This is a genomic window from Paenibacillus dendritiformis (assembly GCF_015845845.1).
Lineage (GTDB): Bacteria > Bacillota > Bacilli > Paenibacillales > Paenibacillaceae > Paenibacillus_B > Paenibacillus_B dendritiformis_C.
This window is the reverse complement of the sequence record NZ_LDIG01000271.1, coordinates 1-16441: the sequence shown is the minus strand read 5'-3', so window position 1 is coordinate 16441 and position 16441 is coordinate 1. Positions and strand designations below refer to the sequence as shown.

Genomic DNA, 16441 nt, shown 5'->3' with positions numbered 1-16441 from the left:
CAGACATGTTGATTAACCAAATTGTGTAACTCAAACAAGCCCGGCAGGGCTGAATTTTTCTCTTATCCTCTGCATCTTAACGAGCCATTCGGGAGGAAGGGAATTTAGCCTAAATAGACGTGCAAAGTGAATAAAGGACAGCTTTTGATGCCTAGATACGACCCCTTGAGTGGTATCAAATAACCATTTGAGTAACACGTAAACGATGAGAGCTACAAACAGCTGCCCGTACACGGCATTTTCAGTTGTCCCGAACAAAGTAGGGATATTCAAGTGCTGCTTGATCCAGCGAAAGAAAACCTCGATTTGCCACCGGGCTTTATACATCTGTGCGATTTCTTCTGGGGTCACTTGCATGAGATCGGTAACGACGCGGAGTTCTCGGCCATCGAAATCTTGGAAGGTAACGACGCGATGCCGCTTCTTGGATCGACATTGCTCTGTTCCAAGTTGGCACGTAATGTCCCGGATGACCGGGCTGTTAGGCTCTTTTTGCCGGCGTAGAGCACGTGGTTTTTCAAGATGAACGTTATCACGCAGTCGAACGACAAAGGATTGACCTTCTTCTTTGAAACGATCTAATCGTTCGAGCTTCCCGTAAGCCCGGTCCATAACCATAATGTAATCCAAATGGGTTAAGCTTTCACAGAGCGGACCATCATGTTTCGAACCAACCGTTTCGACCACGTTTAGAGGGGAGTCGCATTGGGCTTGCAAAGAAACATGTAGCTTAATGCCCGAACGCTCACCATGGTAAGGGGCCCAGGGCAAGCGAGTTTTTCCTACCGTTACGGTCGTCGAGTCAATCAAAAGCAATTCTTTAGGAAAGGCCAGCTTTCGGGTCGTTTGACGATTACAGGTTTGGATGAGCCGGTGTAGGAGCTCCTTGAATACAGCAAAGGGAACCTCAGCTGCCTTTCCGGAAAAACTGGAATAATGGACAGGAAGCAAGCCGCTGGCTGCTGCATGAACCACACCTGAACGGTAGCTATCCCATTGTTCAGAGGCAGCCATCGCCCAATATTGTAGCAAATGATGGACGGTAAACTTGCGGGCCTTGTCTTTATAGCCGGCGAGTTCGATTGCAGAATCGATTTCTTCTGCAGGCAAAACGGATTGAAGGATGGACAGGATCGTGGTAGACTTTTTCATGGAGTCGCCACCTTTCTTCGGTTGAGTTTGTAGGCGTACAAACATTTTACCGGGTGTGCGGCTTTTTTTCTACCATTTTGTGGTTAATCAACAGGTGTGAATTCAGACATCTCTTACGCCTCTATCGTAATCTCCCACACGCCATTGATGACTTCGTGAACCGAGCATATCAAGTTATTGCTGCGGCAGTAATCGCCTATCGATACTTTGGCGCAGCTATGATCAGTGACGAGCAGCACCTTCTCTCCGCCGCGTATCGCTTCCTGATGCTTCTTCAGCATCATCACGGGCACCGGACAGACTTCACCCAAGCAATCGATCTCTATCATAGAACCGCCTCCATCCAACTTGATGTACTCTATGCTCCGCTATCGAGTATACGCCGCTAGAGGGTGAACCTCAAGAGGTTCTTCAGGCGGCGTCCCCTTTACTCTGCGGCTCGATGACGCTACACTTTCGACTCCGCGGGCTCTTCCGCCGAACCGGTCCAGGAAGCCGTCCCCCGTTCTATCAGATGAACCGGCACGCAGATACGCTCTATCGTCGGATCCTGTGCTCCAGCCACCGGATAATCACCTCGAAACACATGGTCATCGTCTGTCCGGTAGAGATGCATATCAACGCCACGCTAAACCATGTTGCCGGAACTTACGGAATCAGCAGCAACCGGCCTGTCACTTGCCGCTGCTCAAATGCGGCATGCGCCTTGGCCGCCTCGGCCAGCGGATACATGCGCTCGATCTTGATGGAGAGAATCTTCTCTCTTTTGTTTCCTGGAAACTATATTACTGCGGCCGCGGAGTGCTGTCAATATTGTTTCTAGGAAACATTGTCATTCGCAAATTTCTTGCTATACTAAAATGAGAAATCAAGGGTTAAGGAGAGCATTCCATGACAGATACAGCCGATAATCATGCTCGTTATGAAGATCATCAGGAAGGCAAGCGAATGATTGATGAGATTCTGCGCTTGATCGCCGCCCTGCAGAAGCGGGCGGAATCAGAGGAAGATGAGGAGAGAGAATGGATGGTGCGCAATTGCTCAAATCCGGCCATTGCCGAGCATCTGCGGGACATGACGATTATGGAGCTGCATGTTTTGGATGCGATCGGGCAACTGGAACCGGTCAATGGCATTACCATCTCCAAGCAGTTCGGAATTTTCAAAGGCACCGTATCGAAAATTACGCGAAGATTGGCTGCCAAAAATCTGATTCAAAAGGAGTTCCTCCCCGACAATAAAAAAGAAATTCTGTTCCGCACGACACCGCTAGGCTGCGAGCTTTATCAGCTTCATCAAGCACTGCATCGGCAGTTAGAAATTGGAGTCGTCCGGTTCCTGCAAAAGTACGAACCTGATGAATTACGCTTTCTCGTCCGTGTCCTTCAAGATGCGTCGAAAGCGTCATGGGTTCATCCGGAATCCGGTCCCGATCCAGCAACGGAGCACCCGGAGAACCGCTGACCCAACGGCTCCGGATGCCCCCGCTCCGCTCTATCTCCTTACTCCGTGAAAGACGGAAGTCGGAGGATAGATCAGTTCTCCGTTTCTACTCGACAACGATCCTTCCGATAGTTCGGATGCCATGAACACGTCGTCCAGGACCTCGAATTGCTTCAGGTCGAAGCTGAGAGATCCGGCTGGCACGATGTCAGCGTTCGTCTCGCGGAAACGAGCGAAAATTCCGGAACGAACTGCTCCGACTGGCGAATTCGCTCCACCATTCGACTTCTATTCCCTGCCGCCAAAAGCCTGACGAGGCACATCGTACACTTTAGCCTGATCCGCTCTTGTCCCCGTACGAAAGATCATAACTGACCGTCTTCTTCAGCTACCGGGATCAACTTCGTAAAGCCCCGACCCGTCTGAATAATTTGACATGCGCAGCCCGTGAAGCAATCGAAAAATGCCGATTCCTCGATCTGCCTCACATATTCTCCACTGTCTTCCTTATACCAAGGATCCAAATAAATGAATGTCGGCCCCTCCTTGTCCACGACGACAACCCAGTGCCCGTCCGGTCCGAACTCGTCCCCATCGTCTCTCATCAGCACCATGATTGGCCCGCCCAGCAGGCAGACTTCCCACTCATGCTTGAAAAAAGACACCCGGAACAGGATCTTCCGTTCAAATAAAAATCGGTATACGTCTTCCGGGTATACGCCTATCGGGGGATCATTGGCTAGATACCCCTTGATGGCCGGTGGATCGGTCAATCTCAGCTCTTGGGCCAATTGAATAAACGTCGGCTCATCCGCAAGCTGATGATAACGCAGCAGCATCAATAAGCTCGCCACCCCGCAAGCAACCTCCGGATGATAGTCTTGATCATGCTGGCTTACAAAAAATGAACGATACATCGCATTGGTCCTTTCTCTCGAAAACGTCAACGAGTCCTCTATTTTCTAACTCCTCGCCAGCAGCAGCTCCGCCGCTTCGCGTCCGTATCCGCGTCCCCCGTATTCCGGCAATATCGCGAACCCGATTTCCCAGCTTTTACGCCAATCGACATAGCTCCATATTTGTGCCATCCCGATGGGGGCGGCTGCCTGATCCGAAGCCAGCCTGACGACGAAATCATAGCTTGACCCTTCCTCCTCTTCGCTCGCGGCGATTTTCTCCAGAAAATCCTCCTTTGCCTCTTCCATACTCGGAACCGATTCTTCAAAATGCCATAAATCCCTATCACATTCCATTTGGCACAGAAAGTCCAAGTCTTGTTCCGTGATCAAAGTTAATTCACCACTTTCACCTTGTAATCTCATAATCAGCCTCTCCCAATCATTCAATTTATGTATAGGGAGTGGTTCAGCCCACTGCCTTCCGATATTGTACCAAGAAAGAGGATTCTTTAAAATATATTCCTCTTGAGGCTTACACCACCTCCTCCGCTATTTTCATCGCCCTCCGCGCCGCTCAAGAACCCATGCTTTTGTGCTTTGCCGTGTTGATATCCCATCGGTCAGCACGCCCCCTATTGCACTTTGAACCATTATCCCAACGGGTCAGATCAGTTCGCCATCTCCCACCGTGTCAGAAAACATTTCACACTTGCGCCTCGTTGCCAGCCAATCAAATCCAACCTTCCTCCGCTCTTTGCGGCATTATCCCAATCGGTCAGCACCACCCTTTCTGCTCTTCTCACCAATATCCCAACTGGTCAGGGATTCACACTTCCTTCTTCCCCATCTTCCTGAGTCTGGATACTCCCCACTTGCTGCCCGATTCTGAGCCACGAAGAGAGTATTCATTTGGAACTCCATAGCTTTTACGCTGTTCTGAGTCTTGGGAAGATTGGGCATAAGGCTCTTCACATATTTGGGCTATCCTGAGCCTTGGGGAGTTCGCGCATAAGGCTCTTCACATATTTGCGCTGTCCTGAGCCTTGGGGAGATTACTCGCAAGGAACTCTATACATTTACATCATTCTGAGCGTTGGGGAGATTACTCGTAAGATGACTCCACACATTATCCGCTACTTCTGAGCCGCGGGGAGAGTTATAATGAACGTGAAAACAGCTCCGTATTTGCTTCATTTCGTAGGTTAAAATGGAAAGTAGGTCATGCCATCGTGGAATGCGAAATGCGGTTAAAGCGACTGGAAGAGGCGATTGTCATGGAGGCGGCAGAGGGAGCGAATGCGTCCGTGATTCAGGCCTTGCAAGGACTCCGTGGAATTGGTCTGGTTAACGCGGTGACCATTGCAGCGGAAATTGGAAGCTTTGAGCGCTTCAAATCTCCCATGCAGCTTATGGGCTTTTCTTGGTCTTGTTCCTCGAGAATACTCCTCGGGTGAATCGAATCGGAAAGGCAAAATGACGAAGGCCGGAAATGCTTCTCTTCGACGTCTTATGGTGGAGGCCGCCTGGCATTACAGGCACCGTCCTGCAGTAAAGGGAAAACTCCGCACTAGATTAGAGGAGCTGGAGCCGGGAATCCAAGAGATTTCATGGAAAGCTCAAAACCGGTTGCACAAAAAATATATGCGTCTTGTCCTTCAACGGGGAAAGCACAAAAATGTCGCGATCGGAGCCGTAGCCAGAGAACTCGTTGGGTTCGTATGGGCCACCGCCAGAGAAGCAGAAAGAGCGAATGCGTAAGAGAAAACAGCTAGGCAAGGGGCGATGCCCCCTGCACCCCCTCACTCGCCGTGTGGCAGCTCCCCAGCAATGGCTGGGATGAAAAATAGTGTGGGTAAAAGGAGTCGTTTGTCAAGGGAAAGCACCTTGACAAACTTACGGAAAGTGCATGTCTGAAATATTGGGCCCGAAGGCAAAGAGAAGGTATAAGGGAGAAATCCGCGTTTTAGGCACTGCGTTAGTAAGGCTGGCGTATGTCCGCTTTATCAACACGCGAGGAGAGTTGACGGAAGCTCCCTTTGTCGCAGGTATAAAATGTGGTACCCAACCCACGGATAGCAGTGTGCCAGCCGACGACTAGCATTTTGCCTTCGCGCCGAGTATTTGAGCTTTTCGATGTGGAGCTTGACAAGTCACGTTCATAGCAATGCTTATAAGAAGCTTCGGACACAGACATGTTTCCGTTCGCTTGCCTGAATGACCTCATTTCATAATAAAAGAAGCCCGTTCGCAAGCGGCGATACGGGCTGGCTGTACAAGCGGATATAGCAGCTCAATATTAGATTGTGGCGGAGGCGAATCGGTCCAGGTACTCCGGCATATGAACGACCTTGCCTGTGACTCTCGCCTCCTCCGCCGCAAAGGCCATCATGTGGCTCTGGACGGAATTCTCCGCGGACGTTAGTCCCTTGGCCGTGCCGCCGTTCGCTACGAGGCGAATGAAGTCCCTGATCAAGCCTTCGTCTCCTCCCCCATGTCCGGCATGGCCGCCGGGCGCCTCCAGGGAGATGAGCTCCGGCTCGTTCCGGTCAAAGCGGATCAGCTCGATTTCGTTCTTTTCCATTGCACCGCGAATCTCTCCTTCTGTCCCCATCAGCTTGATCGTCCGCGAGCATTCCTTCGTGAAGGCGGACATCGTGAACACGTCCGTTACTTCATTGCGGAAGTCCATGCTCACCACCTGATGGTCTACGACATTGTTGTCGCAGTGATAGACACAGCGCCCGTACGGCCCTTCCTGGATCGCCTTCAGCCGCCCTTCATAGCTCTGATCGTCGCTGATGGCGAGCTTCATCCAGTTGTCCTCGTCTGTCAAATACGTCTTCGGTGCATAATACAGGCAGTCCTCTGCGGCCGGGCAGCCGTCAACACATCGCTTCGGGGCGCCGGCCGGCGCATTCTCGGCCGTGAAATGGCTCAAGCTGCCGAAGGAAGCGATATTCGTGCATGAATCCCCGGCCAGCCACAGCAGAATGTCCATATCGTGGCATGATTTCGCCAGAATCATCGGACTCGTCTCATCCGCATTCCGCCAATTGCCGCGCACGAAGCTGTGCGCCTGATGCCAGTAACCGACATTCTCGTTATGCTGAATGGACATCAGCCGTCCAATGCGGCCTTCCTCCAGCATCTGCTTAATGGTGCCGAAAAACCGGGTATAGCGCAGCACGTGGCAAACCGACAAAACGAGCCCGGATTGTCCCGCCCGCTCGCCCATCCGGATGCATTCCAGCGGCTTCGGGGACATCGGTTTCTCTAACAGGACATGATAACCGCACGCCAGCGCCCGCATCGTCGGCTCATAATGCATATAATCCTGCGTGCAGATAAGGACGGCATCCGCCAGATTCGGCCGATCCAGCATCTCGCGCCAGTCCGCATAGCACATCTCATCCGGGAGCCTGTGCGCCTGCTGGAAGCTCATCCGTCTGTCTTCTATCGGCTCGGCCACCGCGACGACTCCGACCTCGTCGGGATGCTGGAGGGCATAATTCGTGTAATTGACTCCCCGAAGACCCGCCCCAATCAAGGCCAGCTTCACTCTCTTCATCTCTGCTCTCTCCTCCATGTTCCGTAACTGACCGCGGGCAGCATTACCCTTTGACGCTGCCTACCGTGATGCCTTTGACAAAATACTTCTGCAAAAAGGGATAAACCGCCATAATCGGCAGCGCTCCGAGGAAGATTTGCGCGGTGCGCAGTGTCTTCTCGCCATAGCTCTGCATCGTCGCCAGCTCATCGACGGATATGCTCTCCTTGTTCGAAGAGGTGATCAGCGTGGACAGATACGTCTGCAGTGGATAATTGCCCGGCGAATTCATGTAAATAATGCCGTCGAACCAGGAATTCCAGTGGCCGATAATCGTGAACAGCAGAATCGTGGCGATAGCGGGCAGAGAGACCGGCAAGTAAATCCGGAACAGCAGCGACCCGTGCCCGGCGCCGTCCATAATCGCCGCTTCATCCAGATCTTTAGGAATATTCCGGAAAAAGTTCAGCAGCATGACCATATTCCAGACGCTCAGCGCCCCGGGAATAATGAGGGCCCAGATTGTATTCAGCAAGCCGGCGTTCTTGACCACCATGTACGTCGGAATCAAGCCGCCGCCGAAAAACATCGTAATGACAAAAAACCATACATAGGCGGTGCGGGACCTGAAATCGCTCGTTTCCCTGGATAGCGGATAGGCTGACAGCACGCACAGCAGCATGCTGATGGCCGTCCCGAGCACGACGCGCTGCACGGAGACCCAGAGCGATTGGAAAAATTCCGCCTTTTGCCCGAGATAGACATAGGCATCCCAGGTGAACTCCACAGGCCACAGCCGGACTTGACCGGCCACGGCGGCCGAGTTCGAGCTGAACGAGACGGCCAGGAGATGGATGAACGGAATGATGCCGAGCAGCGTAATGGAAGCCAGCACGATGCCGTTAACGATTTGAAATGCCGCTCTGGAAGGCGATGGCTTGTAATGCATGCATGACGTCTCCTCTCGCTAGAATATGCGGTAATTCGTGAAGCGATAGGCCAAGTAATAAGAAATGGATACGAGGATGACCGATACGACCGACTTGAACAGCCCGAACGCCGCCGCTTGCGAAAATTGCTGATCAATCAGCCCCATCCGGTACACTAGCGTATCAATGACATCCGCACTCTCATACACGAGCGGATTATAAAGCAGCAGAATCTGCTCGAAGCCGGCATTCAGCACGGACCCCAGGCTCAGCGTGGCGAGCAGCACAATGATCGGCACGATGCCCGGCAGCGTAATATGCAGCACCTGTTTCCATCTGCCCGCTCCGTCAATCTCCGCGGCTTCATACAGATTCGGATTGATGCCCAGAATCGCCGCCAGGTAGATGATCATGTTATAGCCCATTCCTTTCCATACGTCCGATCCGATCAGGATGCCGCGGAACCAGCTTTTGTCGCCCATGAACATAATCGGCTCCACACCGAAGTAGGCGAGTATCGAGTTAAGCGGACCATGCAGCGAAAAAATCTCGAAGATAACGCCCGCCAATATTGTCCAGGACAGGAAGAACGGCAGAAAGACGCTCGTCTGCACCGTGCGGACGATCCAGCTTCTCCTGATTTCTTGAAGAAGCAAGGCCAGCAGCAGCGGCACAAGCAGCGAAAATATAATTTTCAGCACCGCGATGATGATCGTATTCCACAGCACCTGGTAGAAGTCCGGCATATTGAAGATATACTCGAAGTTTTTGAGCCCGACCCATTTGGAGCCGAAAAAGCCCTTCGACGGCGTATATTTTTGAAAGGCCATGACGATGCCGAACATCGGACCGTAAGCGAAAATCAGCGTGATAATCACGCCGGGAAGCAGCATGAGGTGGAGCGGCAAGGTCCGAATGCGCCGCTTCGGACGCGGCGTAACGGCAATCTGAGCTTTCGTCGCATTCAACATTCGCAGTTTCCTCCCCGTAACGGCGAGGGAGAGCGCGCTTCGCCCTCTCCCTCGGGTTGTCGCCAGGCTTACTTATTGGCGTACCATTCGTTCACTTCGTCCATAATGTCCTGCCCGCCAAGCTTCTTCCAGCTCTCTACATACTTATCGAATTCGCTGATGGGGGCGGAGCCCATAATCATCTTCGTGAACATCTCATCCGTCATTTTGTTGAGGGAGGCGCTCTTTTCCGTCATCGTAGGCGTGGCGGTGCCATAGAACTCATTGACGACATACGGCTTATCCCGCAGCTGGCGCGTAATTCCCCAGCCCCCGTCCTCCGCGGCGCGGCTTGTGTACATGCCCCACATCGATTGGTCGCCTTGCAGATACTTCGCGGCCGCATCGAACACTTCCACCGAGGTCGGATTATCGGAAGAAATCTGCTCCTGCTTGTTCTTCAACGCTTCATTCACTTCCGTGTAAGCGGTCTCGAAATCGAACGGATTGTAAAAGCGCGGCTGATACCAGTTATACACATAGCCGTTTTCGGCTTTGACCTCATCCTTGTACTTCGGCTTCTCCAGCTCCAGATAGAAATTGGCCATTTTGATGATCGCTTCGGGATGCTCATATCCTTTGCGCACGGCATAGATGCGGCTCAACCGCTGGCTGGGAATCAGCGTCTGTCCCGGCTTGCCGTCATAGGACGGAATCGGCACCGCAATCCACTCGGCTTCCGGATTCTGATCGCGGTTCATGTTGAGGGGCCAATTCGGATACCACCATTCCCCGAACGAGATTCCCACCTTTCCCGCGACGACATCCTCGACGACCTTGTCTATGTCCTTGAACGCGAACTCCTTGTCAATCAGGCCTTTGCTGTACCATTGATTCATTCGCTCCAGCGCCGCCTTGGTCTCGGGCTGGATTTCGCCCGGCACGAGGGCGCCTTCCGCATTTTTGATCCAGGCCTTCGGATAAGCCCCCATCGAATAGAAGAAGCCGCGGGCATCGAAGCCCCAGGAAATCAGGTCTTTATTGAACGCGATCCCGTACGTGTCCTTTTTGCCATTGCCGTCCGGGTCCTGATTGACGAACGCTTCGGCGACCTGCTCCAGCTCGTCCAAGGTCTGCGGAACGCCGAGCTTCAGCTTGTCGAGCCAATCCTTGCGCAGCCACAAAATCTGGGCCGACATGAACGGGTCCTCGAAATTCGGCAGCGCCAATATTTTCCCGTCGCTCTTGTACATCTCCAGCGTCTTGCCGCCATCCGCTTCCACATAGGCCTTCAGTTCCGGCGAAGCATACTTCTCGTACGCTTCCGTCAAGTCCTCCAGCATGTCGTCTTCCTTGAATTTCTCATAATCCGTAATCCCGATCTCGAATACATCCGGCAGATCGCCTGACGCAATAGCGAGCGAGAACTTCTGCTGCGCCTGATCGCTCGGCACCTGCCAGAGGAACTCCACCTCGATGTTCAGCATCTCCTTCAGCTTCGTCAGGTACGCATTCGTCGCCGGCGTCGTTCCCTTCGGCGTCTTCGGATCCTCTGGCGCGCCATAGCCGATAACCTGCGTAACCTTGACCGGCTCCGGATACTTCCAGAGCGGATCAGCCGAGATCTCATTTCCTTCTGCCGCGGCCGGCGTCTCGCCTGCTGGCGTGGAGGCTTCTTGCTTGCTTCCGCAGCCGGCCAGTGTGGAGACGAAGACCAACGACAGCAGCATCGTCCAGATAACTACGGTGTTGCGCGAACGCGTTCTCATGCGAATCCCCCTCTTCGAAAATCGGTGCGCAATGTCTACACCATTAAGCGTAACTCCCTCTGTATGCGCTTTCAATTTCACTTTGTTGACATTGATTTCGATTTATTTACCTCATTTCCTCAAGATGAGCTTCCCGGTATTCCTGTGGGGTCTGACCGGTCAGCTTTTTGAAGAAGGTCGTAAAATAAGACGGGGAATTGAAGCCAAGACGGAAGGCGATCTCATGGAATTTCAAACGCTCCTCCACAATCCATCTCTTCGCGGCCTCCAGGCGGGCATCGGAAATATATTCGGACAGATTGCGGCCGGTCACCTGCTTGTAGTACCGGGACAGATAGCTCGGATTCATATGAACCTTCTCGGCAATGCGGACGAGGGACAGATCATCGCTCAGATGGCCGGCAATGAACTCATGCACCTCCCGCACCCAGCGTTCCGTATCGTCTTCCTGCTGCAGCCGTCCGATGTCCGCAATCGTCAGATGAGCCATCCCCGATATGCGGCGCTGCACCTTCTGCCGCAAGGAGTCGAGCTCCCGCTTCCACGTGTCCCATCCGAGCGGCTGACGCTGGAAGAAGAAGGATACTTCCAGATCCAGCAGAGAGAGGAACTCATTCTGGATATTCTCCAGCGTTCCTCTCAAATAATCGGCTACCTGATCCCATACGACGCTGCCGTCAGGGTTCCGGAACGCCGCATCCTCCTTCCGCGGCTGAATTAGCCAGACGAACAAGGAGTCATTCATCACGAAGCCATTCGCCGCAAGCAGCGGAGGAAGCAGTTCCTTGAACACATTCAGCACATAGCCGTAGCTCTGCACCTTAGTAGTCCAGGAGATCTCCTGCTTCCAGCGGGCGCTGCCGACCAGCAGCAGAAAGGGGACCCTTGCCTGAATCGCCCATTCCCCGCCGCTCTTGGCCATCAGAGCCTGTCCCGCCTCCGGCTGCTCCAGCAGCGCCTGAAGCCACTCTCTCGTAAGGAGCGGACGCAAGAATTCCAGCTCCGTGTGCGCGCGCCGCAGCACATCCTGCTTCTTCCGCTCTGCGTCCAGCTCATCGAGCACACCTTGGACGACACTGAGCAGATGCTCGTCATTCTCGGTCTTCAGGATAAAATGCGAGGCTCTCTTCTTCATCGCGCTGTAAATGTAGTTGAAGTCGCTGTAGCCGGTCAAAAAAACAATGCGGCATTTCGGCCAATAGCGCACAATGTCATCCGCCATGTCGAGGCCCGACTTCCACGGCATGTCGATGTCGCTGATGACGATATCCAGCTTCGTCTTTTTGATCATATCCGATGCTTCCTCGGAACCGTACGCCCTGCAAATATCGAGCTCCTCCTTGTAATGCGCGGCCAGCAACTGAGATAATCCATCCACCACAATGGCATCGTCATCGACGATCAAAATTCGGTACATCTTCAGACCCTCCCTCTGGATGTGCAGGCAATATAGGCAATATCAATTCAATGCATAGTCCGCCCAGCCGGCTCCGGCTCGCCTTCATGCGGCTCTTGCCGCCATACCGGAGCTGCAAGCGGTTGCAAACATTAATGAGTCCCGTCTTCTCGGTTACGGCAGCCGGGTTCGCGAACTGCTTGTTCAATGCCTCGATCGTCTCATCGGTCAACGCTTTGCCGCTGTCTTCCACCCGGATCGCCAACTCTTCCGCCTCGTGCTTCACCGCAAGCAGGCATGTCTCCCGCTTCCTCTCCAGCTCGAACGCATGCTTGAACGCATTCTCGACTATCGGTTGAATGATGAGCCGCGGAACGGGAAGCTTCGCGACGGCTTCCGGCAGCGGCTCGAAGGCGATATGGACGGAGCGCGCGAAGCGGATGCGCTGAATGTCGCAATAGACCTCGGCATGCTCATATTCCCGCTCCAGCGGCACCTCATCGCTTCCGCTCCGGGTGATGAATTCATAATAAGTGGCCAGCTTCAGCGACAACTCGGCCGCTCCTTCCACATCCTCCGCCCGGCACATCCGGTACACATTATAGAACCCGTTATACAGAAAATGTGGATTGATCTGGGATTGCAGCTGGCGCAGCTCCGATTGCTGAAGCAGCAGCTTATGCTCGTAACTGAGCTGAATCGAAGCGCTCAATTCGCTCCGCATCCGGTCGAAGCTGTGATTCAAGTAGGTAAACTCATTGTTGGGGAACGTGGAGGCCGCCGTCAACTGCTGCGGATCCATTTCGATTTTGCGGAACGCGCGAATGAGATGGCGCAGCGGCTTGTGAATCATCTGATTGACCGACATGGCAAAAATGACAATGATGATCAGCGCGGCTGCGGCGGCCGCCCCGATAAGCCAATTGTATTTGCTGATGACGCCTGTAATCTCTCTCTCGTCGATATAAGTGTACAGCGTACACCCCAATGCATTGACACGATCATAAATAATTAAGTAGTTCTCGTTGTTATAAACGATGGGGAAGCTCCCTTCCTGCCACCTGCCATCCTTTTGCCCCATCATACGCTTCGCAATCCCGCTCTCGATATCGTAGCGGCGGGAGGAGCTGATCACCGATCGGGAGCGGTCATCGGCCAGGAAAAATCCGTTGTCGCCCTGCTTCGGTATCATATTCTCGGATAACGCGAGCATGCGGTCCTGGGGAATCTCGATGTAGGTCGCAATCGTCCCATTTTTCGCTGTCTCGACAAAATACATCCGGCCGTTATGCAAATAAAATGGCTGCTTCTGGGCCAACGCCATCTGTCTGATCGCGTCCCATTTGCTGTCCGGAATGAAGGGCCGAATCCCGTCCCCGAGCGAGACGACACGTCCGGTGGACTCGATGTAGACCGCGGCATCCTGCACGAAGTCGCTTGAATTGGCAATCGTTTGCAATCGGTCCTGTATCCGCCGGATCAGAAGCAGTTCCTCGTACTTGGCGAGGGCGTCCGCCTTGAAGCTGAGCTCCTCCAGGTTGGAGTCCGTCATGAAGGCGAGATGCTGGTTGCGGATGAACGTAATCTGGTTGTTCAACTGGTCGCGGTAATAGTTAACCTTTTCGCGGGTCGACTCCAGAATTTTGGCCTTCAGATAAGACACCGCATTCATATTGACGGCGATCGTGATTGCCGTCATCGGAATAACCAAAGCCGCGAACACGATAATCACTTTCTGGTACACCTGCAAGTTCAATCTTTTCACGTATCGAACCTCCCGGGCAGCTAGCGTTACCCGCATTATATACCAATTCCGCAAGCCGGAGATCGTTGTCTCCTCCAGTCGGAACAGCGCAAAAAAGCCACACTGCACCCTATTGTACAATGTGGCTTCCATCGAAGGCTATAGAATCCATGCCCTTACTTCCCGGCTCCCTGCGCTTCCGCATCATCCGTCTCATAGATAGAACCGATGCAGCAGAGCGAAGGATTGAATTTGATTTTAACGAACACTTCATCCTGATCCGATCCTTTAATGAACCGCTGCTTCAGTCTCCCTTCCCCATTCTCGTAGATGAAGGTAATGTTCACGTCCTTGTAACCGCGCACAAAGCTGTACGAATACTCCTCCATCTCATAGGAATGAATCCTCGTGTCAGGTTCCGACCTGGCTTCGGCCAGCCAATCGTTGATCAGTTCCTCATGCTCCGGTTCGATGGAATTAAGTTCATAGGATAATAGAAAAGGGGCCTGATCAGGCCGTTCGTCGGTTACGCCGCATCCGGCCACAAGCAAGACCATCCCGATGAGCATCAGCTTCAAGAATCGCAATGCGTTCACGCTACTTGCCCGCTCAAATGCTCGTGAACGATTTTCCACCCGTCGCCGCGCTTCACCAAGATGTTCGTCCCGCGTCCCTTGCCGGAAGCATGCTTGCCATCGATGTATCCTTCCCAATGATACGTATAAATGCAAGCGGCCGAGTTCTCGTCTTCCGCGATCCAGACCACATCCGTAACCGAATATTTTTCCTCCTTCACAATCTCCCACGCGTTCTCGAAATAACGCTGTATCTCTTCCGGCGTCGTGCATGTTTTGTCCGAGAACCAGTATACCGCATTGCTGTCGACCCATGTCCTGACGTTCGCGAAATCATGACTGTTGGTCGCTTCAATGTATCGGTCCAGCGCATTTTTATAGCCCATGAACGTCTTCCCTTCCTTGTATAATGCCCCTAGTATACAGCATTTCCCACCCGCCTGTCTCCGCCCTGGCCACAGCTTTTTAATAAACATTCATGAGCTCTCACTCGCAAACCTAGCATGAAAATAGCGAGCGTTTACTTGATGTGCCAACTTCCCATACTGCTAATATCATGACGCGTAACACGTTGTTTTTTATGGTGGTCTTTACCCCGTCCAATAAACTGTTGAGGATGAGTTCTGTGTACAAACCTGTGCTGGCTCTGAATGCCCATTTAGAGAACCGCGAACAGAAAAATGCTCATGCTCGAATTCATCCACCGTCATGGCTTCTAGTTATAGGGAGGTAAACTTATGGAAGTTTTGCTTGACCGCTGTGCGGGAATGGATGTCCATCAAGAAACGATCGTCGTCTGTGTACTAACGACGGATGCTTCAGGCGAAGTTCAAAGTGAAGTTCGTACCTTTGGTACGCTGACCAAGCATCTGTTTGAGCTATTGAAGTATTTGGAATCACAGGCTGTAACCCATATTGCCATGGAAAGTACCGGAATCTACTGGAAGCCGGTCTACAATATCCTGGAGGGCTATTTCACCGTACTCCTTGCGAATGCCCAGCGAATCAAAAACGTACCTGGCCGTAAAACGGATGTTTGTGACGCAGAATGGATTGCCAAGCTGCTTCGTGTAGGTCTCATCGAGCCAAGCTTTGTACCCTCTGAAGACCTAAGGGAATTACGTGATCTTTGCCGGCTTCGGAAGAAACGAATTGGCGGGTTAACAGCCGAGAAGAACCGCATCCAAAAGTACTTGGAAGCCTGCAATATTAAGCTTGGAACCGTCATTTCGGATGTGTTCGGTGTGTCCGGACGCAATCTACTGCAACGCTTGGTCGATCAAGGATATGTCGATGTCGATGACGTGGAAGATTGCGTAAGAGGAACCATAAAGAATAAAAAAGCTCAAGTTGCAGACTCGCTTTTCGGCACAATGACCGCGCATCAGATCAAACTCATCAAGGATTGCTGGGAACATATCGAGTATCTTGAGAAATCCATTGCTCGTCTTGAAGAAGAGATTCATGCACATTTGCAGCCTTACCATATGGAATACGAACTGCTGCAAACCATTCCAGGTGTCAGTGAGATTACGGCAGCCGCGCTAATCGCAGAGATTGGCGTCGATATGAATCAATTCCCAACAGCAGATCATCTTGCTTCTTGGGCTGGTGTCGCGCCGGGTAATCACGAAAGTGCGGGCAAAAAAAAAGTACAAAAAGCGTAAAAGGCAATACGCATGCAAAAGTAGCATTAAGCGAAGCGGCTTGGGCAATCGCTCGCTCCCGAAACACCGTATTGGCAACAAAATTTTGGAAGATCGCATCACGTCGAGGCAAGAAGAAAGCTTGTATCGCCATTGCACGAAAAATACTCGTCATCAGCTACCACATACTCAAAAACAAGCAAGCTTACATCGAAGGCGGAGCGCAAACAGTCATTCAAACAGGCTAAACTAATATTGTGGACAACTTCTTACGTCTTTATACATGGCCTCTTAAAACAAGTAGGCTCGGGCATCGTATTGCCACTTTTCAGAAATTCTACAACTTCTCAATAACGAGCTGAGATCAAGTGTGCGTAATTATTTTCACAGA

Annotated in this window: 16 protein-coding genes and 1 pseudogene; 4 read left to right on the top strand and 13 right to left on the bottom strand. The window is 52.4% G+C overall.

What is annotated here, in order from left to right; all coding sequences use genetic code 11:
- Window positions 1-30: 30 nt before the first annotated feature.
- From ABD76_RS26405 to ABD76_RS31455, 3 genes are all read right to left on the bottom strand, one after another.
- On the bottom strand, window positions 31-1197 hold the full coding sequence (locus tag ABD76_RS26405; RefSeq protein WP_242069761.1) for an IS4 family transposase: 1167 nt from the start codon (window positions 1195-1197) through the stop codon (window positions 31-33).
- Between the two features lie 68 nt (window positions 1198-1265).
- A complete protein-coding gene (locus ABD76_RS26400) occupies window positions 1266-1481 on the bottom strand; it encodes a sulfurtransferase TusA family protein (protein ID WP_168182929.1) in 216 nt (71 codons plus the stop codon).
- A gap of 319 nt (window positions 1482-1800) precedes the next feature.
- Window positions 1801-1899: a hypothetical protein gene (locus ABD76_RS31455; protein WP_478354332.1), complete on the bottom strand. Its 99-nt coding sequence runs from the start codon at window positions 1897-1899 to the stop codon at window positions 1801-1803.
- Between the two features lie 144 nt (window positions 1900-2043).
- On the opposite strand from ABD76_RS31455, the gene ABD76_RS26395 reads away from it, so the two are divergent.
- Window positions 2044-2616, top strand: a complete 573-nt coding sequence (locus ABD76_RS26395; RefSeq protein ID WP_197259908.1) for a MarR family transcriptional regulator — start codon at window positions 2044-2046, stop codon at window positions 2614-2616.
- A gap of 344 nt (window positions 2617-2960) precedes the next feature.
- Here the strand turns inward: ABD76_RS26395 and ABD76_RS26390 are convergent, their stop codons facing one another.
- Both ABD76_RS26390 and ABD76_RS26385 read right to left on the bottom strand, forming a co-directional pair.
- Window positions 2961-3512, bottom strand: a complete 552-nt coding sequence (locus ABD76_RS26390; RefSeq protein WP_197259907.1) for a cysteine peptidase family C39 domain-containing protein — start codon at window positions 3510-3512, stop codon at window positions 2961-2963.
- 45 nt (window positions 3513-3557) lie between these two features.
- Window positions 3558-3917, bottom strand: coding sequence for a GNAT family N-acetyltransferase (locus tag ABD76_RS26385; protein ID WP_197259906.1), 360 nt, complete (start codon window positions 3915-3917; stop codon window positions 3558-3560).
- 818 nt (window positions 3918-4735) lie between these two features.
- Here ABD76_RS26385 and ABD76_RS31110 point away from each other — a divergent pair.
- On the top strand, window positions 4736-4948 hold the full coding sequence (locus tag ABD76_RS31110) for a transposase (RefSeq protein WP_420901978.1): 213 nt from the start codon (window positions 4736-4738) through the stop codon (window positions 4946-4948).
- Window positions 4949-4967: 19 nt separating this feature from the next.
- Window positions 4968-5252 (top strand): hypothetical protein, encoded by a 285-nt coding sequence (locus ABD76_RS31105; protein ID WP_420901977.1) that lies wholly within the window; start codon window positions 4968-4970, stop codon window positions 5250-5252.
- 538 nt (window positions 5253-5790) lie between these two features.
- Here the strand turns inward: ABD76_RS31105 and ABD76_RS26375 are convergent.
- From ABD76_RS26375 to ABD76_RS26340, 8 genes are all read right to left on the bottom strand, one after another.
- Entirely contained in the window at window positions 5791-7062 is a 1272-nt protein-coding gene (locus tag ABD76_RS26375) for a Gfo/Idh/MocA family protein (RefSeq protein ID WP_197259904.1), read from the bottom strand.
- A 43-nt stretch (window positions 7063-7105) separates the two neighbouring features.
- Window positions 7106-7990, bottom strand: coding sequence for a carbohydrate ABC transporter permease (locus tag ABD76_RS26370; RefSeq protein ID WP_197259903.1), 885 nt, complete (start codon window positions 7988-7990; stop codon window positions 7106-7108).
- 18 nt (window positions 7991-8008) lie between these two features.
- Window positions 8009-8941: an ABC transporter permease gene (locus ABD76_RS26365; RefSeq protein WP_197259902.1), complete on the bottom strand. Its 933-nt coding sequence runs from the start codon at window positions 8939-8941 to the stop codon at window positions 8009-8011.
- Between the two features lie 68 nt (window positions 8942-9009).
- Window positions 9010-10689, bottom strand: coding sequence for an extracellular solute-binding protein (locus ABD76_RS26360; RefSeq protein WP_197259901.1), 1680 nt, complete (start codon window positions 10687-10689; stop codon window positions 9010-9012).
- Between the two features lie 106 nt (window positions 10690-10795).
- Window positions 10796-12106, bottom strand: coding sequence for a response regulator transcription factor (locus tag ABD76_RS26355; RefSeq protein WP_197259900.1), 1311 nt, complete (start codon window positions 12104-12106; stop codon window positions 10796-10798).
- A complete protein-coding gene (locus ABD76_RS26350; RefSeq protein WP_197259899.1) occupies window positions 12081-13850 on the bottom strand; it encodes a histidine kinase in 1770 nt (589 codons plus the stop codon). Before ABD76_RS26350 ends, ABD76_RS26355 begins: the two co-directional genes overlap by 26 nt.
- Before the next feature lie 155 nt (window positions 13851-14005).
- Entirely contained in the window at window positions 14006-14425 is a 420-nt protein-coding gene (locus tag ABD76_RS26345; RefSeq protein ID WP_197259898.1) for a hypothetical protein, read from the bottom strand.
- Window positions 14422-14790 (bottom strand): YybH family protein, encoded by a 369-nt coding sequence (locus ABD76_RS26340; protein WP_197259897.1) that lies wholly within the window; start codon window positions 14788-14790, stop codon window positions 14422-14424. The genes ABD76_RS26345 and ABD76_RS26340 overlap by 4 nt, the downstream gene beginning before the upstream one ends.
- A 351-nt stretch (window positions 14791-15141) precedes the next feature.
- On the opposite strand from ABD76_RS26340, the pseudogene ABD76_RS26335 reads away from it, so the two are divergent.
- Window positions 15142-16298: pseudogene (locus ABD76_RS26335) on the top strand (IS110 family RNA-guided transposase).
- Window positions 16299-16441: the final 143 nt, after the last annotated feature.